At 53.4% G+C, this 24,460-nt stretch carries 24 protein-coding genes; 16 read left to right on the top strand and 8 right to left on the bottom strand.

From position 1 onward, the window contains the following. Window positions 1-205 precede the first annotated feature (205 nt). The 8 genes from ACXI0A_RS22305 to ACXI0A_RS22270 all read left to right on the top strand — a co-directional run bounded on the left by ACXI0A_RS22305 (window position 206) and on the right by ACXI0A_RS22270 (window position 6,858). Window positions 206-640, top strand: coding sequence for a Rid family hydrolase (locus ACXI0A_RS22305; protein WP_476147084.1), 435 nt, complete (start codon window positions 206-208; stop codon window positions 638-640). A 2-nt stretch (window positions 641-642) separates the two neighbouring features. Continuing rightward, the gene (locus ACXI0A_RS22300) at window positions 643-1,317 is read left to right on the top strand and encodes a DUF1028 domain-containing protein (protein WP_476147085.1); all 675 of its coding nucleotides are present in this window, start codon (window positions 643-645) and stop codon (window positions 1,315-1,317) included. Window positions 1,318-1,331: 14 nt separating this feature from the next. After that, window positions 1,332-2,483 (top strand): acetylornithine deacetylase, encoded by a 1,152-nt coding sequence (argE, locus tag ACXI0A_RS22295; protein ID WP_476147086.1) that lies wholly within the window; start codon window positions 1,332-1,334, stop codon window positions 2,481-2,483. 228 nt (window positions 2,484-2,711) lie between these two features. Continuing rightward, window positions 2,712-3,860, top strand: a complete 1,149-nt coding sequence (locus tag ACXI0A_RS22290) for a polyamine ABC transporter ATP-binding protein (RefSeq protein WP_476147087.1) — start codon at window positions 2,712-2,714, stop codon at window positions 3,858-3,860. Window positions 3,861-3,863: 3 nt separating this feature from the next. Beyond that, a complete protein-coding gene (locus ACXI0A_RS22285) occupies window positions 3,864-4,859 on the top strand; it encodes a zinc-binding dehydrogenase (protein ID WP_476147088.1) in 996 nt (331 codons plus the stop codon). Further along, window positions 4,856-5,470 carry a glutathione S-transferase N-terminal domain-containing protein gene (locus ACXI0A_RS22280; protein WP_476147089.1) on the top strand — a complete coding sequence of 205 codons (615 nt, stop codon included), beginning with the start codon at window positions 4,856-4,858 and terminating at the stop codon, window positions 5,468-5,470. The genes ACXI0A_RS22285 and ACXI0A_RS22280 overlap by 4 nt, the downstream gene beginning before the upstream one ends. 12 nt (window positions 5,471-5,482) lie before the next feature. Further along, window positions 5,483-5,932 (top strand): type II 3-dehydroquinate dehydratase, encoded by a 450-nt coding sequence (locus ACXI0A_RS22275; protein WP_476147090.1) that lies wholly within the window; start codon window positions 5,483-5,485, stop codon window positions 5,930-5,932. Continuing rightward, entirely contained in the window at window positions 5,929-6,858 is a 930-nt protein-coding gene (locus tag ACXI0A_RS22270; RefSeq protein WP_476147091.1) for an NAD(P)-dependent oxidoreductase, read from the top strand. The genes ACXI0A_RS22275 and ACXI0A_RS22270 overlap by 4 nt, the downstream gene beginning before the upstream one ends. Window positions 6,859-6,863: 5 nt before the next feature. Here ACXI0A_RS22270 and ACXI0A_RS22265 read toward each other — a convergent pair whose 3' ends face one another. Next, on the bottom strand, window positions 6,864-7,826 hold the full coding sequence (locus tag ACXI0A_RS22265; protein WP_476147092.1) for a LysR substrate-binding domain-containing protein: 963 nt from the start codon (window positions 7,824-7,826) through the stop codon (window positions 6,864-6,866). A 344-nt stretch (window positions 7,827-8,170) separates the two neighbouring features. Here ACXI0A_RS22265 and ACXI0A_RS22260 point away from each other — a divergent pair, with 344 nt between their 5' ends. The 5 genes from ACXI0A_RS22260 (at window position 8,171) to ACXI0A_RS22240 (ending at window position 13,533) form a co-directional block, all read left to right on the top strand. Further along, entirely contained in the window at window positions 8,171-9,202 is a 1,032-nt protein-coding gene (locus tag ACXI0A_RS22260) for an extracellular solute-binding protein (RefSeq protein ID WP_476147093.1), read from the top strand. 64 nt (window positions 9,203-9,266) lie between these two features. Continuing rightward, window positions 9,267-10,121 (top strand): ABC transporter permease subunit, encoded by an 855-nt coding sequence (locus ACXI0A_RS22255; protein WP_476147094.1) that lies wholly within the window; start codon window positions 9,267-9,269, stop codon window positions 10,119-10,121. Window position 10,122: 1 nt separating this feature from the next. Then, on the top strand, window positions 10,123-10,941 hold the full coding sequence (locus tag ACXI0A_RS22250; protein ID WP_479485296.1) for an ABC transporter permease: 819 nt from the start codon (window positions 10,123-10,125) through the stop codon (window positions 10,939-10,941). A gap of 123 nt (window positions 10,942-11,064) precedes the next feature. After that, on the top strand, window positions 11,065-12,315 hold the full coding sequence (locus tag ACXI0A_RS22245) for an NAD(P)-binding domain-containing protein (protein ID WP_476147096.1): 1,251 nt from the start codon (window positions 11,065-11,067) through the stop codon (window positions 12,313-12,315). A gap of 78 nt (window positions 12,316-12,393) precedes the next feature. Continuing rightward, window positions 12,394-13,533, top strand: coding sequence for an L-lactate dehydrogenase (locus tag ACXI0A_RS22240; protein ID WP_476147097.1), 1,140 nt, complete (start codon window positions 12,394-12,396; stop codon window positions 13,531-13,533). A gap of 45 nt (window positions 13,534-13,578) precedes the next feature. Here ACXI0A_RS22240 and ACXI0A_RS22235 read toward each other — a convergent pair whose 3' ends face one another. The 7 genes from ACXI0A_RS22235 to ACXI0A_RS22205 form a co-directional block, all read right to left on the bottom strand. Next, window positions 13,579-14,298: a dienelactone hydrolase family protein gene (locus ACXI0A_RS22235; protein ID WP_476147098.1), complete on the bottom strand. Its 720-nt coding sequence runs from the start codon at window positions 14,296-14,298 to the stop codon at window positions 13,579-13,581. Between the two features lie 128 nt (window positions 14,299-14,426). Beyond that, window positions 14,427-15,641: a Bcr/CflA family efflux MFS transporter gene (locus ACXI0A_RS22230; RefSeq protein ID WP_476147099.1), complete on the bottom strand. Its 1,215-nt coding sequence runs from the start codon at window positions 15,639-15,641 to the stop codon at window positions 14,427-14,429. A 217-nt stretch (window positions 15,642-15,858) separates the two neighbouring features. After that, complete coding sequence (locus tag ACXI0A_RS22225; RefSeq protein WP_476147100.1) at window positions 15,859-16,548, bottom strand: DJ-1/PfpI family protein; 690 nt, start codon at window positions 16,546-16,548, stop codon at window positions 15,859-15,861. Next, window positions 16,545-16,838 carry a hypothetical protein gene (locus ACXI0A_RS22220; protein ID WP_224933165.1) on the bottom strand — a complete coding sequence of 98 codons (294 nt, stop codon included), beginning with the start codon at window positions 16,836-16,838 and terminating at the stop codon, window positions 16,545-16,547. The genes ACXI0A_RS22225 and ACXI0A_RS22220 overlap by 4 nt, the downstream gene beginning before the upstream one ends. A gap of 130 nt (window positions 16,839-16,968) precedes the next feature. Beyond that, the gene (gene mqo, locus ACXI0A_RS22215; RefSeq protein ID WP_224933166.1) at window positions 16,969-18,615 is read right to left on the bottom strand and encodes a malate dehydrogenase (quinone); all 1,647 of its coding nucleotides are present in this window, start codon (window positions 18,613-18,615) and stop codon (window positions 16,969-16,971) included. Between the two features lie 306 nt (window positions 18,616-18,921). Continuing rightward, window positions 18,922-20,310, bottom strand: coding sequence for an APC family permease (locus ACXI0A_RS22210; RefSeq protein ID WP_476147101.1), 1,389 nt, complete (start codon window positions 20,308-20,310; stop codon window positions 18,922-18,924). Window positions 20,311-20,459: 149 nt separating this feature from the next. Next, window positions 20,460-21,290, bottom strand: coding sequence for a helix-turn-helix domain-containing protein (locus tag ACXI0A_RS22205; protein ID WP_476147102.1), 831 nt, complete (start codon window positions 21,288-21,290; stop codon window positions 20,460-20,462). A 231-nt stretch (window positions 21,291-21,521) separates the two neighbouring features. Here ACXI0A_RS22205 and ACXI0A_RS22200 point away from each other — a divergent pair, with 231 nt between their 5' ends. From ACXI0A_RS22200 to ACXI0A_RS22190, 3 genes are read left to right on the top strand one after another with little or no spacing between them, the layout of a single operon-like run. Further along, on the top strand, window positions 21,522-22,661 hold the full coding sequence (locus tag ACXI0A_RS22200) for a tyramine oxidase subunit B (RefSeq protein WP_476147103.1): 1,140 nt from the start codon (window positions 21,522-21,524) through the stop codon (window positions 22,659-22,661). 25 nt (window positions 22,662-22,686) lie between these two features. Then, the gene (locus ACXI0A_RS22195; protein ID WP_224933170.1) at window positions 22,687-23,109 is read left to right on the top strand and encodes a RidA family protein; all 423 of its coding nucleotides are present in this window, start codon (window positions 22,687-22,689) and stop codon (window positions 23,107-23,109) included. A 16-nt stretch (window positions 23,110-23,125) separates the two neighbouring features. After that, window positions 23,126-24,421 (top strand): FAD-dependent oxidoreductase, encoded by a 1,296-nt coding sequence (locus tag ACXI0A_RS22190; protein WP_476147104.1) that lies wholly within the window; start codon window positions 23,126-23,128, stop codon window positions 24,419-24,421. Window positions 24,422-24,460 lie beyond the last annotated feature (39 nt).

Below are 24,460 nucleotides of genomic sequence, written 5' to 3'. Positions count from 1 at the left end.
AGGATGATGCATCACCCTTCACTCTATTCACTATGGCCGTAGCGAAAGGTACGGCCCCCTCAAATTATCGATGGCAGATGCCTGCCTGCAGGACGTAATAGACGGGTTAGGATTTACTTAACCAACACCTCGGTTAATGCTGTTTTCTCTGCCACGCATCGCGAGGTATATCTTGCGGGACATCCATTCATCTCCGCAGGCAGACATGAGCACACATACACGCATCCGCAAATTCAACACCAAAGAAACTTACCCTAATCAAAACCTCGACAACGATCTTTGCCAGGCTGTGCGTGCCGGCAATACCGTTTACGTACGCGGTCAGATTGGCACTGACTTCGAGGGCAATCTGATTGGACTTGGCGATCCGGCTGCACAGGCCGATCAGGCGATGAAGAACGTCAAGCAGTTGCTGGAAGAGGCGGGCAGCGACCTGTCACACATCGTCAAAACCACCACCTATATTATTGACCCGCGCTATCGTGAGCCGGTTTATCAGGTTGTGGGCAAATGGCTGAAGGGTGTGTATCCGATCTCTACCGGGCTGGTGATTTCAGGGCTGGGTCAGCCGCAGTGGCTAATGGAAATTGATGTGATCGCGGTTATCCCGGACGACTGGCAGCCACAAACAGGAGCCTGATCATGACGTTATCGATTGTAGGACGCTGTGCCGAGACCGGTCAGATGGGTATCGCCATTAGTTCATCCAGTATTGCCGTCGGCGCGCGCTGCCCTTGGTTACGCACCCAGGTGGGCGCCGTTTCCACTCAGAACATCACCTTACCGGCGCTGGGCCCGCGCATTCTTGACCAGCTGCAGCAGGGACAATCTGCTCAGGCCGCCTTAGCCGCCGGGCTGGCATCTGACGACTATCACCACTATCGTCAGGTCACCGTGCTGGCGGCTGATGGGCAAAGTGCCTGCTTCAGCGGAGAAAAAACCTTGGGAGTGAACCACGCGCTGAGTGGCATAGATTGCGTGGCGGCAGGAAATTTACTCGCCAATCCCGAGGTGATCGTCGCGATGGTTGACGCCTTTGAGCAGAGCGAGGGGCACCTCGCCGATCGCCTGATCTGTGCCATGCAGGCGGGGATGACGGCGGGAGGAGAGGCCGGACCGGTGCATTCAGCCGCGCTGTCAATAGTGGCTGAACCTGTCTGGCCTATCGTTGATCTGCGCATTGACTGGACGGAGGGCGAGCCTATCGATGAACTAAACACGTTGTGGCAGGCTTATCAGCCTCAGATGCAGGATTACGTGATTCGCGCATTGGATCCCACTAAAGCCCCCAGCTATGGCGTACCCGGCGACGAGTGATTCAAGGAGCTTCTATGGTGACCAGCCGTACAATACTCGCGCAATTGGTGGCCTTTGATACCACCAGCCGCGAATCCAATCTGGCGCTGATCGACTTTGTCTGGCGCTATCTGACCGATCTTGGTGTGAACTGCGAACTGATTCATAACGCTGAGCGCAGTAAAGCTAATCTGTATGCCAGGCTCGGTCCCGCTGGCAAGGGCGGCGTGATGCTCTCAGGGCACAGCGATGTGGTGCCTGTGGATGGGCAAGCATGGAGCGTTCCGCCTTTTGCGCTGACCGAGCGTGAGGGCAAGCTCTATGGGCGCGGCACCGCGGATATGAAAGGCTTTATCGCCTGCATGCTGGCTGCCGTGCCGCATTTCCTGGCACAACCTCTGACTCAGCCGCTGCATCTGGCGATTTCATATGACGAAGAAGTGGGTTGCCTCGGCGTCAGAACCCTGCTGGATGCTTTAGCGCAGCGCCCGGAAAAGCCGGACTTTTGCCTCATCGGCGAACCCACAGAGCTGCAACCGGTATTGGGCCATAAAGGCAAACTGGGCATGCGATGTGAAGTGCAGGGCGCGGCGTGCCACTCTGCTTATGCACCGCAAGGCGTGAATGCTATCGAGTACGCGGCGAAATTGATTCATCGACTAACCGAGATGGGTGATCGACTGGCTGCTGCGGAAAATCAGGATGCGCGTTTTGATCCGCCTTATACCACCGTGCAAACCGGCGTGATTCAGGGCGGGCGGGCGCTGAATATTGTGCCTGCAGAATGTAGTTTTGATTTTGAAGTTCGCACCTTACCCACAGATGATGCGCAACAGGTAGCAGACGAACTGCAGCGTTACGCACAGCGCGACCTGTTGCCCCGTATGCAGGCCGTAAATCGCGACACGTCGATTCGTTTCACTCCTATCAGCGGCTATCCCGGTTTATATACTGACGCGGAGAGTCCCGCAGCGCGCTTGATTGCACACCTGACCGGTTCAGACCGCTTTAGCACGGTGGCGTTTGGCACCGAGGGCGGATTATTCCATCAGGCTGGCATCCCAAGTGCGATATGCGGTCCTGGCAGTATGGCGCAAGGGCACAAGCCCGATGAGTTTATCAGCCTGGAACAACTGACCGCCTGCGATGCCATGTTGCGGCGGTTGGCGGAGTGGATGTGTCTTTAAAGTGACATTGTCACTCATTGTGCTTGCTTATTGAGCCGCACCCTTCAGTTATTTCGTCCCTGTTTTCATCAATTACTCCTGGCTGAAGGGCGCGGTTATCAGGCCGCGCGCAGCCGATTTACCTGCTTTAACTTTTCCAAACACCAGCTTCAGGAAGCACTAACCGCATGATGCGCGCATTCACCGTATGCTGGTGGCAAGCAAAATTAGCCCGTTTCTGGAGAGTCCATGGTCAGTGCAGAAGTCACCCCGTTCCCGCAGCCCGACGTGCTGCATCCTGTAGCCAATAAAGCCAACGTTGCCGTGCAACTGGATGGCGTACTTAAACGCTTTGGCGATGCCATTGCGCTACACAAAATTTCACTAACCATCGAAGAAGGTGAGTTTATTACGCTGCTCGGCCCATCAGGCTGCGGCAAAACCACGCTGCTGAACCTGATGGCAGGCTTCGCCGAAGCAGATGGCGGTGAGATCTTTATTGATGGCGATCTGGTCACCGAGATTCCCCCTTATCAGCGTGAAATCGGTATCGTCTTCCAGAATTACGCGCTGTTCCCGCATATGACCGTCGAGAAGAATGTCGGTTATGGTTTGCGTATGCGCGGTGTGCCCAAAGCGGAAATCGCTGAGCGCGTGGAACAAGCATTAGCGCTGGTTAAACTGGCGGGCTACGGTCAGCGCAAGCCGCGTGAACTCTCTGGCGGACAGCAACAGCGTGTTGCCCTCGCGCGTGCGTTGGTGATTCGCCCGAAAGTTCTGCTGCTGGATGAACCCTTCTCCGCACTCGATAAAAACCTGCGTTTATCCATGCAGGTCGAGTTGAAAGCGATTCAGCGCAAACTCGGCGTCACCACGGTGTTTGTTACCCACGATCAGGGCGAAGCACTGAGCATGAGCGATCGCGTGGTGGTAATGTCCGCAGGTCACGTGCGCCAGATTGGTACGCCGGATGACATCTATCGCCGGCCGCAGGATCCTTTTGTCGCGGGATTTGTCGGCGATGTGAATATCTTGCCAGGCCATTACGCTGGCCGCGACAGCACCGCCGTTATAGAGCTAGGTGGCAATAAACTGCGTCTTCCTGCAGAACGTGTAAATGCCCATGTGGGCGAGCGCCTTGATGTCTACATGCGTCCAGAAAACCTGCAACTGGCACCGCTGAGCCCGCACTCCCTGTTCAGTGCCACGGTGATCACCCATGTTTTCCAGGGCGATCATGTGGATGTGCATCTTGATGCGCCGGCGCTGGGCAGCGCGACGTTATTTGCGCGCCAGTCCGGACTCGATTCCCTGACGCGCTGGCCAGTGGGCAGTGTGGTGGGCGTGAGCGTTGATGATGAAGGCGTTTGTGCGTTTAGCGCGGCGAAGCAAGGATAATCGATGTTACCTGAAATGATGAACGCCGTGATAGCACGCCAGCCTGGCGGTCCAGAAGTGTTGGCATCGGTTAGCCGTCCTGTGCCGCAACCGGCGGCTGGAGAAGTGTTGATTCGCGTCAGCTGTGCCGGCGTTAATCGCCCGGATATTATGCAGCGTAACGGTATGCCGCTACCGCCAGGCACCACCGATATTCTCGGGCTGGAGGTCTCAGGCATCGTGGTCGCACTCGGCGCGGGTGTCGAATACCCGGCGATTGGGAGCGCCGTGATGTCGTTACTCAACGGTGGCGGATACGCCGACTATGGTGTCGCGCGTGCCGAACTTTGCCTGAGCGTTCCGGATAGCTTGCCGTTGGATCAGGCAGCTGGCGTGCCGGAAGCCGCGTTTACCGTCTGGCACAACCTGTTCGAGCTCGGCCGTCTGCAGCCGGGTGAAACCGTATTGATCCATGGCGCAGCCAGCGGAGTTGGAACATTTGCGATTCAATGCGCTCAGGCTTGCGGTGCGCAGGTATTCGCCACCGCTGGTGGTGCCGACAAAATTGCCGCGCTGCAGCAACTCGGTGTCTGCCGTGCCATTGACCGACATCACGAAGACTTTGTTTCCGTCATTGAGGATGAAACCCAAAGCCGCGGCGTGGATGTGGTGCTGGATAATGTGGGTGGCGACTACGTGGCGCGGAACCTGAGCGTTCTGGCACCAGGCGGACGTCACGTAAGTTTGTCGTTTATGCAGGGGGCGACAATTGAACTCGACTTACAACTGGTGATGCGCAAAGGGTTAAGCCTGACGTCATCCACTTTGCGTCCCAAAAGCGCTGCAGAGAAAGCACGGCTGGCGCAAAACATCAGCAAACATCTGCTGCCACTGATAGCGAGCGGAAAAATTTCCCCGGTCATCCATCAGACACTTCCGCTGGCACAGGCTGCCGACGCCCATCGCATTCTTGAAGCCAACGCCAACATCGGCAAAGTGCTATTAAAGGTGGCGCCATGATGCAGCTCTTTTACGCCAGCACCTCGGCGTATGTTCGCAAAGTGTTGGTCTGTGCACAGGTGTTGGGTTTAGCCGACGCCATCGAGTGGCTGGATTCGGCGGCACATCCTATCGAAAGAGATGAAAGGATCACGGCGTTTAATCCTCTGGCGAAAGTGCCAGCATTGCGAACCCATCATGGATTGTGTCTGTATGACAGCCGCGTCATTTGTGAATATCTGAACACGCTGTCACAAGGTACGCTGTTCCCCACATCAGGGGATGCGCGCTGGCAAAGCCTGACGCGACAGGCATTAGGTGATGGCTTAATCGATGCCGCTTTATTGGCACGCTACGAATTTAGCGCACGTCCGGAAGAGAAACAGTGGCAGAACTGGGCCGACGCGCAGTTGAAAAAAGTCTCAGCCGCTCTGGCAGAAATCGAACGACAGGTTTCGCAATTCAGCCATCAGCCTGATGATATTGGTCTGATTGCGATTGGCTGTGCACTAGGCTATCTCGATTTTCGTTTCGCGACGCTTAACTGGCGTGATAGCTATCCGCTGACTGCCGCATGGTTCGCCCGTTTTGATGACCATCCGGCAATGGCCGCAACGCGTCCGCACGTTTAACCAGGAGTTTTCATGTCACCGCAAATCTATTTTCTGAATGGACCCAATGCCAATTTGTATGGCCTGGATAAAAACGGCACCTACGGAAGCGAAAGTTTTGTCAGCATCGGTGAACGTTGCCAGCGCCGCGCAGAATCACATGGCGTGGTATTGCAGTTTCGTCAAAGTAACCATGAGGGGGTGCTGGTTGACTGGATTCAGGAAGCGCGACAAAACGGCGCCGGGCTGATTATCAATGCAGCCGGGTTGACCTACAGCTCAGTGCCGATCCTGGATGCATTGCTGATGTTTGATGGCCCGATCATCGAAGCGCACATGAGTAACATCTGGAAGCGTGAGCCGTTCCGCCATCACTCCATGGTGTCCAAAGCGGCAACTGGTGTGATAGCTGGACTCGGCGTGTTGGGCTACGAACTGGCCATTGATGCGGTGGTCACGCTAATTAAGGCGGATGTGGCATGACAACCCTGGTGTTTTACAGCGAGTTTGACAGTTTCTCCGAGTGGTCAGCACTGCTGGCCCCACATCTTCCCGGTGTAACAATTTGCCGAGCAGAGGAGGTTCAGGACGCAAACGATGTGCATTTCGCGCTGGCGTGGAAACCGCCGCACGGTTTTTTTGCCCCGTACCGCAATCTTAAGCTATTGGTGAACCTCGGGGCGGGTGTCGATTCGCTGGTGGGGCGCGACGATCTGCCGGATATTCCGATTATCCGCCTGTCCGATCCTGATATGGCCAGAATGATGGCCGGCTATGTGCTGTTTGCGGTGTTGCGCTATGCACGCGATATTCCGGCATTTGAGCGGGCACAACGCGAGGGGCGCTGGCACTACCTTCATCCTCGGGTGCCATCAAGCGTACGGGTTGGCGTGATGGGTTTGGGAGAGTTAGGGGCTTTTGCGGCGCAGGAATTAGCACGGCAGGGGTTTACTGTACGCGGCTGGTCACGCTCGCAAAAAACCATTGCTGGTATTGAATGCAGCAACGGGCTGGCATCGCTGGATGATTTCCTCAGTCAAAGCGACATTTTGGTCGTGATGTTGCCATTAACGCCGAGTACCACCGGTTTGCTCAGCCAACAACGGCTGGCGCAACTGCCAAAGGGGGCGGCCTTTATCAATGTCTCACGCGGCGCCATTGTTGATCAGGCTGCGCTGACCTACGCGCTGCAATCGGGAGATATCGCCGAAGCCACACTGGATGTGTTTGACCGCGAACCGTTGCCGCCGGAAGATCCGCTGTGGCGTATGGAGAATGTGTTAATTACCCCCCATCTGGCCTCTGTCGCCATTCCCGCCAGCGCAGCGTTACAGGTTGCTGAAAATATTCAGCGCGCCGCGTGCGGGGAAGCGGTATCCAATCAGGTGTTCCCGGAACGCGGATATTAAGCGGTTCAGGCCACACGCACCACTTGCGGATCGAAATAGCTCGGTGCTGCCATGCCCGGAATGTATTGATCGGAGATGAACATCTGGCAACGCTCGGCAAAGGCGTTTACCACCATGGATTGCTGAGTGTTGGCCATGGTGGCATAGCCGAGTTGCATCGGTTTGTTCACGCCCGCCAGGCGCACGCGGATCAGACGTTTGCCATCCTGTGACAAGTGCGCTTTCGGGCGCACGTTGGCGATGCCAAATCCTACGCCGTTCGCCACCATGGCGCGCACCACTTCCATATTGCTCGAACGCATCACCACATTCGGCGCCACACCCGCTTCACTGAACAGGCCGAGGAAATATTCGCGGCTCCATGGCATATCCAGCAACACCATCGGCATCGTCGCCAGGTCCTGAATGGTCACTGCCGATTGTGTCGCCAATGGATGATGCTCGCCCACCATCACGTACGGTGGTAACTGCGCCAGGGATTTAAACGCCACGTCATTGGCGGGCACTAAATCATAGGTGAGGGCGATGTCGATATCCGCCGAACGTAATTGCTTCAGCATTTGCTCGTGGTTGCCTTCGACCAGGCTAATCCGTACGCCAGGGAACGCGCGACCAAAGCCAAACACCAGTTCCGGTGTCAGCATCGGTGCCAGCGTGTCCAGACAACCCACGCGCAAAGGGCCGCGCACGTTGTTCAGTGATTCAGAGGCGATGGTATAGAGGTTGGTCATCTGATCGAGAATCAGTTTGGCCTCTTTCAATACCTGATGACCAATGGCGGTCAGGGAGACGCCCTGCGCATGGTGACGCACAAACAGCTGCACCCCCAGCTCAGATTCGATATGTGTAATGGCTGCGGAAATCGACGGTGATGAAACGTGGATACGTTCCGAGGCACCAATAATGCTTCCGGCCTCACCGGATGCGACAAAGTATTCCAGCTGACGCTGGGTGATGCGACTGAGCATGCAGATTCTCCTGGGATCGCCGACGCGATCGTGTCGCGCCAGTCATTCTAATAGTCCCGATGACCCTGCATAAATCATGCCAGAGGCCGGTTAACAGCATAATCGCCTGACCGCTCCGTCACGCCCATTCGCTTCTGCCTCATCACTGGTTAAGAAAATCCGTTGTAAAGCAGCGTCATTTTTAGCCTCAGAAATTCTGATGCAAGGGCGAGGAAAAGGCTGTTTTACCGAATCACCTCGCAACGGCATTATCCCAGCAACACCAGAAGAGTCCGATAGCACTGTTTTGGTGCATCGCGTTTCACCTTGCTGTTACAGCCATTTCATTCATTGGGGACGAGAATATGTTGCGTAAGATTTGTGCCTTAACGTTGCTGACGACGAGTGTATTAACTGCAGGTAATGCAATGGCCGCCGACAAGCTGATTGTCAGCACCTGGGGCGGCAGCTTTAAAGACCTGATTGATGAAACCATCGCCAAAGAGTTCACCAAAGAAACCGGCGTCGAGGTGCAGTTTGTCACCGGCGGCACCATTGACCGTTTGAACAAAGCCAAGCTGGCAGGTGGCACACCGGAGACGGATGTGACCTTTACCACCGCGCACGTCGGCTATCTGTATGCCAATAGCGGCCTGTTTGAAAAGCTCGATATGAGCAAAATTCCTAACGCGGTGAATCTGGTTGAGCAGGCGAAGGTCAGCCCGTATCACCTCGGCGTGTGGGGCTATGTGTACACCATTGGTTATCGCCCTGATCTGGTACCGAAAGGTGAAACCTTCACCAGCTGGAATGACCTGTGGAAACCAGAGCTGAAAGGCACGCTGGCCCTGCCAGATTGGGACCCAAGCCATATTATTGCCGTTTCCGCCAAACTCTCAGGGGCTGATGCCGCACATTGGCAGCAGGGCGAGGCGAAGATGAAAGCTCTGATCCCGAACATCAAATCCTTCTATACCGATGACGCTAATAGCCAGCAGCTGATCTCCACCGGTGAAACGCCTGTGCAGGTCATGCTGTCGATGAATGCCTACAGCATGATGGCCGAAGGGGTGAACATCAAACTGGCGATACCGAAAGAAGGTGCCATTTTGGGTGTGGACACCGTGGGTATCAACAAAGGCACCAAACATGCCGATCTGGCCTACAAGTTCATGAATATCGCGCTGAAACCAGAAATTCAGGAGCAGGTGGCGAAGATCTATCGTGGCAGCCCAACGGTGACCAACGCGCATATCGATCCAGAACTGGCGAAATTGCCGGGCATGTTGACCACGCCAGCGCAGTGGAATGCCACCATCAACACCGACCCACAACTGCGTGCCGAGAAAACGGCCGAATGGCGTCAGTGGTTCTCTGAAAACATCATGTCTCATTGATTCGTTCATCACGGGCGGCCACCAGCCGCCCACAAGCAACACTTTTATTCAGGCAGCAACGTCTATGACGAGAAAACCGACATTCTTACCCTGGTTCATTATTCCCGCCACACTGACTGCACTCGGACTGGTTGTGGCCATGTTCGCGGTGATGCAGTTTAGCGTGCGGGCTTATATTCCCGGTTCGCTCGACGTGGGCGGATTTACCCTGGCAAACTTTAACGCACTGCTGAAAAGCATTTACGCCGATGCTTTTATTAACACGGTGATGTTGAGTGCCAAAACCGCCATCTTTGGCTTGTTGATGAGTTACCCACTGGCCTATGCGCTGGTGCGCACTCGCACCACCTGGATCAAGTCGACGATTCTGATTATCGCGATTACGCCGCTGTTTCTCGGTGAAGTGGTGCGTACTTACTCGTGGATTATCGTGCTGGGAAACAGTGGCTTCCTGAATAGCCTGCTGCTGGCGCTCGGTGTCATCTCAAAACCGATACAGTTTATGTTCACCCAGAGCGGTGTGGTTGTGGCTTTGGTGCACGTTACTATGCCGATCATGGTGTTGATGCTGGCCACGGCGCTGTCACATATCAACCCTGACTATGAAAAAGCGGCAACCAGTCTCGGTGCCGGACCCGTTCGTACCTTATTAACGGTGACGATCCCATTATCAATCCCAGGAATAGTGGCCAGTCTGACCACGGCATTTGCCTGGACCTTCAGTGCCTTCGCCACGCCTCAGTTGATTGGTGGCGGACGTGTGAGCACTGTAGCAACCATGGTTTATCAGCTTGGTTTCTCGTCAATGAACTTCCCGTTTGCCGCCGCGCTGAGTATTGCCGGATTGATTCTGACCATCCTGCTGCTGATGGCATTGAAACGCCTGACCCGCTTCCTGCACGTTATGGGAGAACATTAATATGACCCGTTCGATGAACGATAAACTGGTGACGCTGGCCGGACGTTTGCTGGTAGCCGCCATCCTTATTTTTGTCATGCTGCCCACCATCGTGGTGTTTATCTCTTCGTTCAGTAGCACTGCGGTACTGTTCTTCCCGCCAAAAGGCTGGTCGCTGCGTTGGTTCGAGCGTGCGGTGAATTATGATGATTTTCGTCACGGCTTTTATTCCGGACTGATCGTCACCGCATGGGCATCCTCGCTGGCGGTGATCATCGGTGCAACGCTGGCGATTGCCATTGAGCGCTATTCCTTTCCATGTAAGCGCGTGCTGGAAGGTATTTTACTGTCGCCACTGTTTATCCCGCATTTCACTATCGGTTTAGGCCTGCTGATGCTGGTGTCACAGCTGGGCCTCGGGCGCGGTTATCCGCTGGTGATTTTCTGCCACATTGTGCTGGTACTGCCGTTTGTATTGCGCAGCGTCTACGTTTCGCTCAAGAACCTCGAACAGCGTATTGAAATGGCGGCAGCCAGTCTGGGTGCTTCGCCACTGCGGGTCGTGTGGACCATTACGGTGCCGTTGATTTTACCGGGCCTGTTTGGCGGCTGGATGTTTGCTGCGATTCTCTCTTTTAATGAATTTACAGCGTCGCTGTTTATTACCACCCAGGCAACACAGACCTTGCCGGTTGCCATGTACAACTATGTGCGTGAATTTGCTGATCCAACGCTGGCAGCGTTATCAGTGATTTATATTACGGTAACGGCTGCCATGCTGATTATTGCGAATAAGTTCCTGGGCCTCGGGAAGGTATTAAATGTTGAATCCCGCCACTAATTGTTAACAAGGCGCTTAGGTTTTACCTAAGCGCTGAATTAAGAAAGCTTGCTTAGCGTTAACGCGAACAATGATTACGATGGTTTATAAATCATCGTGTTCATATCTATTTAGGGGTTTCACATGTCAGTAGAAAAAATTAATACCGTAATTGTCGGTGCAGGTCAGGCGGGCATTGCAATGAGTGAACATCTTTCATTGATGGGTGTCCCGCATATTGTATTTGAGCGCAACCGTATTGCAGAGCGCTGGCGTTCGGAGCGCTGGGATTCACTGGTAGCCAATGGCCCTGCCTGGCACGATCGTTTTCCTTCAATGAAATTCGATAATATTTCTCAGGAAGCTTTCCCTCCTAAAGAGCGCATGGCTCAATATTTCGAAGATTATGCCAAAATGCTCAATGCGCCGGTACGCACTGGTGTTGAAGTGCATCAGGTTGAACGTCTGCCGGGACGTAGTGGCTTTAAAGTGCTGACCTCTATTGGAGAATTTGAAGCGGATAATGTGGTGGCGGCAACAGGCCCGTTCCAGAAGCCTTCATTCCCGCAAATCGTGCCGGACAGTGCCAACCTGCATCAGATTCATTCCTCTTCCTATAAGAACCCGCAGCAGTTGCCAGAAGGCGGCGTGCTGGTGGTGGGCGCGGGCGCGTCAGGCTCACAAATCGCTGAAGAGCTGGGTAAAACGGGCCGCAAAGTCTATCTGTCGGTCGGCGAACATTATCGCCCACCACGCTCTTATCGTGACCGTGACTACTGCTGGTGGCTGGGGGCTTTAGGCTTGTGGGATGAAGTGAAAATCAAGCCCAAAAAACAGCACGTTGCCTTTGCCGTGAGTGGCTATGAAGGCGGTAAAACGGTTGATTTTCGTCGTCTGGCTCATATGGGCATTACCCTGGTCGGGATCACGCAGCAATGGGATAACGGCGTGTTGAGCTTTGCTGATGGGCTGGCTGAGAATATTGCCGAAGGCGATAAAGCTTATTTCGACGTACTACGAGATGCCGATGCTTATATCGAGCGTAACGGTCTGGATCTGCCGCTGGAGCCACAGGCCTGGGAGTTATTGTCCGACCCAGACTGCCTGATCAATCCTTTAACACTATTAAACCTGGCCGAGGCCGGTATCACCTCTATTATCTGGGCAACAGGTTTTAAATTTGATTTTAGCTGGTTGCAGGCGGATGCGTTTGATGAAAAAGGTGTGCCTTTCCATAAACGTGGTATTTCTGCGGAGCGCGGCATTTATTTCCTTGGCTTACCGAATCTGGTAAATCGTGCCTCCTCCTTTATTTATGGCGTATGGCATGATGCTAAATATATTGCCGATCATATCGTGCTGCAAAATGCCTATACCGACTACGAGAAATCGTAAGTTATCTGTGTGTGTATTTGCGTGATCGCAGGCGGCTAAATGTTATCTTGTTTAGCCGCTTTTTTATCAGGTGGAAAAGTGACCATTACCTGTATTGAAGAATTACGGCAACTGGCGCGTAAACGCGTGCCAAAGATGTTTTATGACTATGTCGATGCAGGTTCCTGGACGGAATATAGCTATCGCGCCAACGAAGCTGATTTACGCCGCATCGAATTTCGTCAGCGTGTCGCGGTTGATATTGCTGAGCGCAGTACGGCAAGCCGAATGATTGGGCACGATGTCGCTATGCCGGTTGCGATTGCCCCGACTGGGCTCACCGGCATGATCCATCCCGATGGCGAAATACATGCAGCACGCGCAGCAAAAAAATTCGGCATTCCTTTCACGCTCTCTTCCATGAGCATCTGTTCGCTGGAGACCGTGTCGCAGGCCACAAAGGGACATCCTTTTTGGTTCCAGCTCTATGTATTGCGCGACCGGACGTTCGTGGCAAATCTGATCGATCGTGCCAAAGCGGCCAACTGCAGCGCGTTGGTGGTGACCATGGACTTACAGGTATTTGGTCAGCGCCATAAAGACATCAAGAATGGCCTTTCTACGCCGCCAAAAATGACGCTGCGCAATGTGCTCAATATCGCCAGTAAACCGCGCTGGTGTTGGCAGATGTTGAATACCAAACATCGTAATTTTGGCAATATCATCGGGCATGTAAGCGGTGTGGATAACATTGACTCGATGGTGGAGTGGACGGCACAACAGTATGACCCACGCCTTTCCTGGCAAGATATCGAATGGATTAAGCGGCACTGGGGCGGCAAGTTGATTGTGAAGGGCATAATGGATGTCGCCGACGCGCAACTGGCGGTCGAAGCGGGGGCCGATGCGTTGATTGTTTCCAACCATGGTGGGCGTCAGCTGGACGGCGTGTCTTCGTCTATTACGTTGCTGCCGGAAATTGTGGCTTCGGTTGGCGATCGGATTGAAGTGCATTTTGATGGCGGCATTCGTTCCGGGCAGGATGTATTAAAAGCGATAGCGTTAGGCGCCAAAGGCACCTATATCGGACGCAGTATGCTGTATGGATTGGGGGCGATGGGTGAAGCTGGGGTGACCACAGCGCTGAACATTATCCGTAATGAGTTTGATCTGTCGATGGCGTTTTGCGGCAAAACCAGTGTGGCGGCCGTTGATAGCGGGATTTTACGCGGGCGCTAAAGGGCGGGAAAATATCGGGAGGCCATTTGGCCTCCCGCCGCGTCATTAAAACACTTCATCCAGCAATTGATACAGGCGTTTGAAAGCACGCTGAGTGACTTCCGGGTGATACTGTGACACACCAGCGTTGTCGGCTTTAGGATCGGTGAATGAGTGCACCGCACCCGCAAAGCTCACCAACTGCCAGTCAACGCCCTTGCTGTTCATCTCATTCGCGAAGGCGGCTAACTGCTCGCGCGGCACCAGGGGATCGGCCGCGCCGTCCAGCACCAGCAGTGAAGCCTGAATCGTATGACTGTCATAAGCGCCTTGGGTATCCAGCGTACCATGGAAAGAGGCGGCCGCTTTGATATCCGCGCCGCTGCGTGCCAGTTCTAGCGCGCAATGGCCGCCGAAGCAGAAACCGATAGCCGCAACGTGATCCGCGTTGACGGGGGCTATGGTTTGGGTGCGCAACGCGCTGAGGGCTGCCTGCATGCGCGCCACTTCGGCTGGTGTGTCTTTCACTGCCATCATCATCGCGCCTGCTTCTTCGCCGTTGGTTGGGCGTTGACCCTGACCGTACAGGTCAGCCACCAGCACCACATAGCCGTGGGCGGCAATGGCTTTGGCTTGTTCAGCTGCATCAGCGGTGGCACCCATCCAGTTGGGAGCAATAAGAATCCCCGGTTGAGCATGGTTATTATCAGCCTGATAAACTAAATAACCTTCAAATGTATCGTTATCCACGGTGTAAGAAAGGAATGAAGACTGGATATTGCTCATTAATTAAGCTCGCTTGTTTTTATTAGCAGATGAAGCCACGACGTTACCGACTATTTTAAATTTAGCAATTGCATGCTGAACTCACCGCACCAAATGTTTAATGCCATATTTAATGTTTCACCGTAGCATTAAATTTCTGCCATTTTGGGCTGAGATTTCCCACCGCCAAGAGTGCTGAGAAAACTGAGCAGGGTGAATACTGTCATAATGCTCACCATGATCCATGGCGTGCCGTTGTTAAGTCCGGCCAGCAGCAGTGAGGAAACAATTCCGCTGCCGTATTGCAATGAACCGATAAGCGCAGAGGCAGAACCCGTGGCATTCGGCACGGCATCCAGCGCAGCCGCGGTGGCAGAAGCCGCAATAATCCCGTTCATCGAGAAAAAGATAAAAATACAGATGACCAATCCCGCCAACGCAGCCGGATGCGTTTTCAGTACAAAACACATCACTAATGTCATCAGCGCGGCGATAAAAGAGGCGGATTTCAGCAGCGTCTCAAGCCGTACCTTTTGCACTAAACGTTTATTGACGGTGCTGACCGTCACCAGTCCAAGGATATTAATGGCGAACAGCCAACCATAATATTGCGGATCTATACCGAAATAGCTGATATACACCGCAGGCGATCCAACAATAAAGGCGTAAGCGGCAACGTAGTAAAAAGTGACGCATAAGGTAAAACGCATAAATTTTGTATTTTGCAGCAACGCGCGATAATTATGCATTATTTGCAGTGGTGACGCCTTTACCCTTTTTTCTGCCGGCAGTGTTTCAGGAAGCCAGAGCAGTGAAACGAACATCAATGCGCCGACTACCGCCAGAAACCAGAAAATCACCGGCCATTGGGAGTAACGAATGATTTGCCCGCCCATTAATGGCCCCGCGATAGGCGCAATCGCCATGACAATGATCAGCGTCGACAGCATCTGCGCAGCACGCGTGCGGGTGAAAAGGTCGCGGATCATCGCACGCGCCAGCATCGGGCCGGTGCAGGCGCCAGCGGCCTGAATGATGCGCCAGAAGACAATCTGAGTCATGTCGCTGGAGAGTGCGCATCCCGCAGAACCGACAGCAAAGATATTCATGCCTATATACAGCGGTGCTTTTCGGCCGAGTTGATCGCTAATCGGGCCCCAGATTAACTGTGCGATGGCAAAGCCAATCAGGAATCCGGTGACCGTCAGTTCCGAATCGCCGTGTAACGCGGCTGACATCGCGGGCATGGCAGGAAGATAAATGTCGGTTGAGAGCGAGGTGAATGCCATCAGCGCGCTAAGAATAATAATAAAGGTGATGCCGGTTTTCATATCCGGAGGATGCGTTGCAGTTTTGATATCCATAGTGTCTTTTTATAAGGAAAGGAAAGGACCTGTGCGGTGCCAGGGCTTGAATACAGTGATGGAAAAGGGGTTGCGGAGTAGCTTAACAAAGGCGGAAGGGATTGATTAGGTGCGCCAGTCTACTAGCACCTATGAGAAAATTTCATTAATGGGGTGGTTAACAAGAAGGAGGCACATCACCGCCAGAGCAGTGATGCGCTTCAACGCGATTACGCGATTACGGCTGTTGTGCTGCCAGTTGCAGCAGCAGTGCTTTGGCAACATCTTCTGAGCTGGCCGGATTTTGCCCGGTGATCAAATTACCGTCTTCTACGACAAACGGCGCCCAGTCCGTGCCTTTTTGATAATGCGCGCCCAGTTTGATGAACTCATCCTCAATCAGGAAAGGCACCACGTCGGTGAGTTCAACGGCCGCTTCTTCGCTATTGGTGAAACCAGTGATCTGCTTACCCTGAATTAACGGAGCACCGCTCGCAGCTTTCACATGACGCAACGCGCCCGGTGCATGGCAGACAAAACCAATCGGTTTACCGGCACGATCGAAAGATTCAATCAACTGGATGGAGTCTGCTGACTCCGCCAGATCCCACAGTGGACCGTGGCCGCCAGGGTAAAAGACGGTATCGAAATCTTGCTGATCGATGCCTGCCAGCTTCACGGTATTGGCCAGCGCCTGTTGTGCCGCCGCATCAGATTTGAAGCGTGCGGTCATTGCAGTCTGGAATTCAGGTAAATCACTCTTTGGATCCAGTGGCGGTTGTCCGCCAGCCGGAGAAGCCAACACCACTTCGGCGCCAGCATCTTTAAACACGAAGTAGGGTGCGGCAAACTCTTCCAGCCAGAATCCGGTTTTTTTGCCGGTGTTACCCAACTCATCATGTGATGTCAGAACCATCAAAATCTTCATTGTCTGTCCTCGATTCTTGCTTCACAGCGCTCTGCGCTAACCTTACTGAATTGTCTTCTTTCACGCAGGTAGAAACCTTGTATCTCCAATGCTTCTACCTTGGTCAAAATGCCTTTTTTCTTAAGATTAACCAGAAGTTGTTCGATCATATCAAGTTCAACTATGTCTTCGGTCACGCAAGTGATGGCTACAGCCATACGACTAATACCATCTTGTTGAGTAGTCACCCGGTGAACCTCGGCCAGTTCGCATACCTTATTAGCAACACTTAATGATGCAGATTTAGCCATGTCTTTGCCTCATTTTATGAAAGTTAATTTTAGCACGCTAAAGATTGCTGTCTGCCCTGCGTCATTGCCTTATTAAAAGCAAAAAAAAAGCCGGACATTGTCCGGCTTTCTTCAATAACACGAGGGAAAATTACAGCGCCATATCCTGCTTAGCGGATTCTGCGCGAGGCTTAGCCTGCGTAGGAGCAACTGACTGGTCACCCATGTTGATCACCGGTGGTTTGGTCAACTGCAGCGTAGCTGCGGTGTTGTCCCAGACCTGCTGAGTCAGCGCAGTGTTGCCGTTCAGTTTCTGACCGAAGCTTGGGATGATGCCGCGGATCTTCTCTTGCCATTCAGGAGAAGCGAACTGCTCCGGGAACAACTTCTTCATCACGTCGAGGGTTATTGGTGCAGCAGTAGAAGCACCTGGTGATGCACCCAACAGAGCAGCAATGGTTTTCTGCTGATCGGTCACGATTTCAGTACCGAGTTTCAGCACGCCGCCTTTATCCGCATCTTTCTTGATGATCTGAACGCGTTGACCCGCCTGGATCAGTTTCCAGTCTTCTTTACGTGCGTTCGGGTAGTACTCTTTCAGCGCGGCAAAACGATCGTCGTCGTTCAGCATCACCTGACCAATCAGGTATTTCACCAGGTCAAAGTTATCAATACCGACGTGAGTCATTGGCATGATGTTGCTGGTGGTGGTGGCGCTTAACAGATCGAACAGTGAGCCGTTTTTCAGGTACTTGGTAGAGAAGGTCGCGAACGGTCCAAACAGCACCACGCGCTTACCGTCCAGATTACGGGCATCGATGTGTGGAACAGACATCGGTGGCGCACCGACTGAAGCCTGGCCGTACACTTTTTCCAGGTGACGGCTGGTCACTTCTGGATTTTCGGTCATCAGGAACGAGCCACCTACCGGGAAGCCGCCGTAGTTATCCGCTTCAGGAATACCGGTTTTCTGCAGTAGTTTGATTGCCGCGCCGCCTGCACCGATAAACACATATTTCGCGTCAACCGAACGGTTCTCACCGCTCTTCACATCTTTGATGGTGACATGCCATGAGTTATCGCTGTTGCGTTTGAAATCAGTGACTTCTGAAGACGTTTCTAATTTGAAGTTCTGGTCTTTCTTCAGGCTACCAATCAACTGACGGGTGATTTCACCGTAGTTAACGTCAGTACCTACTGGCGTCCAGGTGGCTGCCACCTTTTGATTGGCATCGCGACCTTCCATCACCAGCGGAGCCCACTGCTCAATCTGCTTGTGATCGGTTGAGAATTTCATACCCTGGAACAGGGTGGTTTTCTGCAGTGCATCGTAACGCTTAGTCAGATACTCAACGTTTTTATCGCCCCAGACAAAGCTCATGTGCGGCGTAGAGTTGATGAATGAACGCGGGTCATGCATCACACCACGCTGAACCTGTGAGGTCCAGAACTGACGGGAAATCATGAAGGACTCGTTGATTTCCAGCGCCTTGCTCACGTCGATTGAACCGTCTGCACGCTCTGGCGTGTAGTTCAGTTCCATATTCGCAGAGTGACCGGTACCGGCGTTGTTCCAGCCGTTAGAGGATTCCAGCGCCACGCCATCCAGACGCTCAACCATCAGCTGTTTCCAGCCTGGTTGCAGTTCCTGTAGCCAGGTTCCCAGTGAGGCGCTCATGACGCCGCCGCCAATCAACAGCACATCGGTTTTTTCTGGTGCGTTTTCAGCGTGGACCACTGAAGAAACAAGCAGCGCTGCCAGCGAAAGGGCAGACACGATTTTTTTAGAGTGAGTCATTCTGATCCTGATCTTTGTACTTTGCAGGTGAACGTTAAATTTTCGGTTTGCAAATTAAAAGATTGTTACGAAAAGATTAACTTGTTTTTAGTTAATAAAGTATTGGTGTTAATTACTTAACTTACATAAAACCAATGTGGTGGGAATTTAAGCAATAAATGCGAAAGGTAGGGAGATATATCCGTGGGTACTGCGCGGTTATTCTTTATAGCGAGCCTCGCGACTTAGGTCAAATAAAACACCTTAGCGATGGGTGTTTTATTCACATCATCAATAGGTGCGCATTTCTGCGCACCATAGCAATGACTAAGCGCGCACCTTAAAATTGCGTTTAAGCGACATGCCGTATCCCATCAATGCGCAGCCAGCAATGAACCAGGGAATCATCTTAACCACGCTGGAATCGCTGCCGCTTAAGGATTGCAGATTGTTGACCACCAAAATAATTGTCACGCTCATGCACACCATTGACAGCAACGGTGCCCAGAATACGGTGAATTGATTTTCGTTATTGTCCATCCGACGGAAGAACAGCACCACGGCAGCGGAGACGCCCAGTTGTAAAATCAAAATACACAGTGTGGCGACGGCAGAACCAATGGCGAAGATGTGCACCATCGGGTCAAGACCCGCGCTGCCCATACCTGCCAGCAGCATCAGCATGATCACGCTGTGAACGTGACTGGCGTTGTGCGGCGTGCCGTTGGTGGGATGGGTTTTACACAACTCTTTCCAGATCAAACCATCGCGGCTAATGCTGAACAAATAACGTGAAATATTGTTATGAAACGCCAGCGCCGCCGCAAATAAACTGGTGATGAGCAATACCGACATGGTTTCGACGGCCCACTGCCCAACATATTGCCGTGTAATGTTAAACACGAAGTTACCGGGATCTTTGCTGGCAATCGCAACAATCTGATCAAAACCGTATGCCTGCACCAGTGACCAACTGGTGAAACAGAAAAATGCCGTGATCAGCAACAGGGCGCATACCGTGGCACGCGGCACAGTTTTGTGTGGGTCACGGCACTCCTCCGCATATATGGCGGTGGATTCAAAACCGATGAACGCCGCGATGGTGAAAATAAAGGCGATGCCGAGGTTGCCCTGCATAAACACCGACGGCTCAAACGATTGGAAGCTGTATGGACCGACTTTTTTGATCAATAGCATCACGTCGGTGAGTAACACAATGGCCACTTCCGCCAGCATTAATATACCGAGTAATTTGCCACCGACCTCGACACGGTTGATGCTCAATACCCAACACACCAGCACAAATAGCATGCTCAATGCCCACCAGGGAATATGGGCAGAAAAGTGTTCTTCAATAAACAGCTGCGTAAAGAATCCCAGCATCGCCACGATGGCAATCTGGATGGAGATATACGCCATCAGCGCTAAAACTGACGCGGAGGCGCCCCAGTTTTCACCCATCCCTTTAGAGATATAGGTATAAAAGGCTCCCGCATTATTCACATGGCGGCTCATGGCAATAAAGCCCACGGCGAATAACATCAAAATAATGCACGAGAGAATATAAAACACCGGGATGCCACCGCCGTTGCCAGAAATAATCGCCACCGGCAAGCCGCCCACCACGCCTGTCAGCGGCGAGGCTGCCGCAACGACAAAAAAGACCAGAGAAAACAAACCCAACGTATTTTTGCGTAAGCCGGAATCCGTATTCATCGCCAAAGCCCTCAACCGCTAAGAGAAAGTTCTCAGGCAATCTTTGCCGCCTGAGGCAGGTAACATAGCGGCATCATTTCTCAGCTGAGTATCTGACGGATAGAAAAAATCGGACAGCGTCACAGTGCAACGCTGCACTCTTTTAGTGCTCAGTGGAAACGCAAACGATGGAAATAGGCATCATGTGAAATACGGCGCTGATAATCACAGGGCGTGGTGCTAACAAATTTTTTAAACTCGCGTAGAAAGTGCGACTGATCGCTAAATCCAAGATCAAAAGCAAGGTCGCTAAACGACATTTCCTGCTGCAGATGAATGCTGCCCAGCGCCGACTGGCAGCGCAAAATACGGCTGAAAGCCTTGGGAGACATCCCCGTGTCCTGGCGAAACTGGCGTTGAATGGTGCGGCAGGTGTAGCCGGTCAGCGCTTCCAGTTGATCAACGCGAATGTTGCCTTTCTGCTGGCGCATGGTGTGGATGATCAATGAGGTTACGGCGGAAGCTTTGCGCACCAGGCGCGGCGTGAAACAAGCGTTGAACAAGGCAATCTGCTGCGAAAAATCGCGCGTCTGCACGATCTGTTCAAAGGCTAGTCGCGCATCCGGCACCACATCGAGGAAATTGAACTCGCGATCGGGAATCTCTTCTGCCATCACATCGAGGAAATCAGGAATGATGCCTGGCGCGAAGCGCACACCAAAATAGTGATGATTATGCTGCATATCGGCACCGCGCGCTTCCAGCGTGGTGCCACACACGCGTGCAGCAGGGCGCTGCGCATCACAATCAAACACAATATCCACGCAGCCGTCGGGAATTGCCAGCGTCATGTTGGCACTCTGCGCCACATCAAAACTGTAGAAATGGGAGATAGCCGGATTGTCTGAAGCAATCAGAGAGTAATGCTGCGCAGCATTTAGCACAAACCACGGCTGCTCGGGCTGAAATCCATTGTGGCGATATAAAGGTAATTGTGTCATGGCGGGCTCCGCTGCGGGCTATTTACCTTTTGAATGATGCAAGTGCTGTGCCACGCCGAGTATTCCTCATGTCGCAAATATTCAATACAGCAGGACAATCAACAGGCTATTTCTATTTCACGCAGCGAAGACCATCGACACCTAAGACGGTTTTAGCCAGTGAAATCGCTATTTATGGCAGTGCTCGCTACAGCGGGAAATAGACCAAAAGACTGATTGAAGAGGCGACTAATGAGTGATTCAACCCGGATTGATTTTATTTACCTGTCGGAGCAAGACATGATTCGTGCGGGCGTGACCGATATGGCCGCCTGTGTCGATACCATGGAAGAGATGTTTGGCCTGTTGTATCACGGCGACTATCGCATGGCCGGATCCAATAATGACTCACACGGCGCAATGGTGACGTTCCCGGAAGATTCGCCGTTCCCGACGATGCCAAAACCCACTGCCGATCGCCGCATGATGGCGATGCCTGCCTACCTTGGCGGCAATTTCGGCACCGCTGGGGTTAAGTGGTATGGCTCCAACATCGCCAACCGCGAGAAAGGGCTGCCACGCTCGATTCTAATGTTCACCCTCAATGATGCGGACACCGGCGCACCGCTGGCGCATATGTCAGCCAATCTGCTGTCGGCTTATCGCACAGGTGCGGTACCGGGCGTCGGCGCACGTCATCTGGCACGTAAGGATTCCCGGGTGATCGGTCTGCTTGGACCGGGCGTGATGGGAAAAACCGCGGTGGCGGCATTTATTGCTGTGTGCCCGCAGATTGACACCATCAAAGTCAAAGGACGCGGTCAGCGCAGCCTCGATAACTTCCTCACCTGGGTGCAGGAGACCTACCCGCAAATTAAGCAGGTGGAGATTGTCGATACGCTGGAAGCGGTGGTACGCGACAGTGACATTGTCACTTATTGCAGCTCGGGTGAAGTCGGTGATCCCACCACTTATCCGCTGGTGAAACGTGAATGGGTGAAGCCGGGCGCCTTCCTCGCCATGCCCGCGCTGTGCAATATCGATGAAGGCATGGAACAACCCGATGTGCGCAAGGTGCTGGATAACACCGGTCTGTATCACGCCTGGTTTGATGAGGTGCCCAAGCCCGCGCATCACTGCGTGCCGATTATCGGTGTGCGTTTTATGGATATGGTCGCTGAAGGGCAGCTGCAGGCGGAGCAGCTGGAGGATATCGGCAAGATCGTCGCCGGCGAGGCGCCGGGCCGCCAAAACGATAGCGAAATCATCATCATGTCTGTCGGTGGTATGCCGGTGGAAGATGTGGCCTGGGGCACGGTGCTGTATCGCAACGCACTGGAAAAAGGCATCGGCGTCAAACTTAACCTGTGGGAATCACCGGTTTTAAGCTAATTCATTTATTAATTGAGAAAACATCATGACCAACATCATTAAAGTAAAAACCGGTTCGAAATTTGAAGAGCAGGCGAGTTATTCGCGCATCGTGGCCGTGGATAACTGGATTTATGTCTCCAACACCGCCGGTCGCAACCCACAGACCAAAGAAATTCCCGAAGACCTGCGCGAGCAGACTTTGCAGGTGTTTGCCAATATCGAAGCCGCGCTGGCAGCCATTGATGCCTCGTTACAGGATGTGGTGTGCTCGCGCGTGTTTATTCAGGATCCGGCGGATGTACCTGCGGTGATGGCCATCATTGGTGAGAAGTTCCGCGGAGTTAATCCCGCCTCGACAGTCACTTGCCCGCCGCTGGGATCGACCGTTTATAAAGTTGAACTGGAAGTCACGGCCTATCGCGGTGCCGGTAACGCTCAGGTTCAGGAAATTACCGTAGCCCTTTAAGGGCGGGAGATGCGCTATGGCACCTGTTATTTCTCCGGTTACGCCTTCGCAAACGTTGCCGGATGCCACCACGGTGGTAATTATTGGCGGCGGGATTGTAGGGCTGACCGCTGCACTGACGCTGGCGGAGCGCAATATTCCAGTCGTGGTGTTGGAAAAAGGGCGAATTGCGGGCGAACAGTCTTCTCGCAATCTCGGCTGGATCCGTAAAACCAGTCGTGCGCTGGAGGATATCCCGCTGGCGCAGGCCGCTGACCGCCTGTGGGCGGGGATGGCCGCGCGGGTTGGCAGCGATGTAGGCTATCGTCAGGCTGGCATTATGTTTGTGGCACGCAACGAGCAACAGATGGCCCTGCATGAAAAATGGTTAAGCGGGGTCAGCGCCGCTGGTCTGGATACGCGCTTGCTAAGCCACGCGCAAATTGCAGCGCAGGTGCCAGGCGGCGCGGAGAAATGGGCGGGCGGGATTTACACCGCTTCTGACGGGCGGGCAGAACCGACGCTAGCCGCCAGCGCGATAGCGAATGCCGCCATCGCCAGGGGGGCGATTATCATGGATCACTGTGCGGTGCGTGGACTGGTCACCAGCAGCGGTAAGGTAAGTGGCGTAATGACTGAGCGCGGTGAGATACGTTGTGACCAGGTGTTGCTGGCGGCAGGTGCCTGGTCGCGTCGTTTCCTTGGTAATCACAGTATTAGTCTGCCAACGCTGCCGCTGATTTGCTCGGTGATGCGCACCAAACCGCTGGAAGGCCCGGCCAATATCGCCGTGGGCGCCCCTGATTTTTCATTCCGAAAACACCAGGACGGTGGCTTTATCATCACTCAACGCGGTGCGCTGGATGCGCCAATAACGCTTGATCATCTATTGATCGGCACACGTTATATGCCTCAGCTGCGTCAGGCGCGAGACAACCTGCGTATTTCATTGGGCAAATACTTTGTGAAGGATATTGCGCTGGCCCGTCGCTGGCGCAGCGATCGGCGTTCACCCTTTGAGCAGGTCCGCACGCTGGATCCTCTTGCCAATCCAGCACTGAACCAGGAAGCGATGCGCAATCTGCGCGCAGCGTGGCCGGTGTTCCAGCAGGCAGAGATGGCAGAGTCATGGGCTGGCGTGATAGATGTTACACCGGATTCGAATCCGGTGATCGGTCCTGTCGCCTCGATGCCGGGGCTGACGCTGGCCACTGGTTTTTCCGGTCATGGTTTTGGGACATCACCCGCGGCCGGACAGCTAGCCGCAGATTTGATGACCGGGCATACGCCGCTTATCGATCCCGCCCCTTATCGCTTCGAGCGTTTGCAGTAGCGTCATACCCTTAAGGGCGGCATTGAGGTCGCCCATACA

It is taken from the genome of Pantoea sp. C1E2 (assembly GCF_056491465.1).
This window is presented reverse-complemented; position numbering and strand designations above follow the sequence as displayed.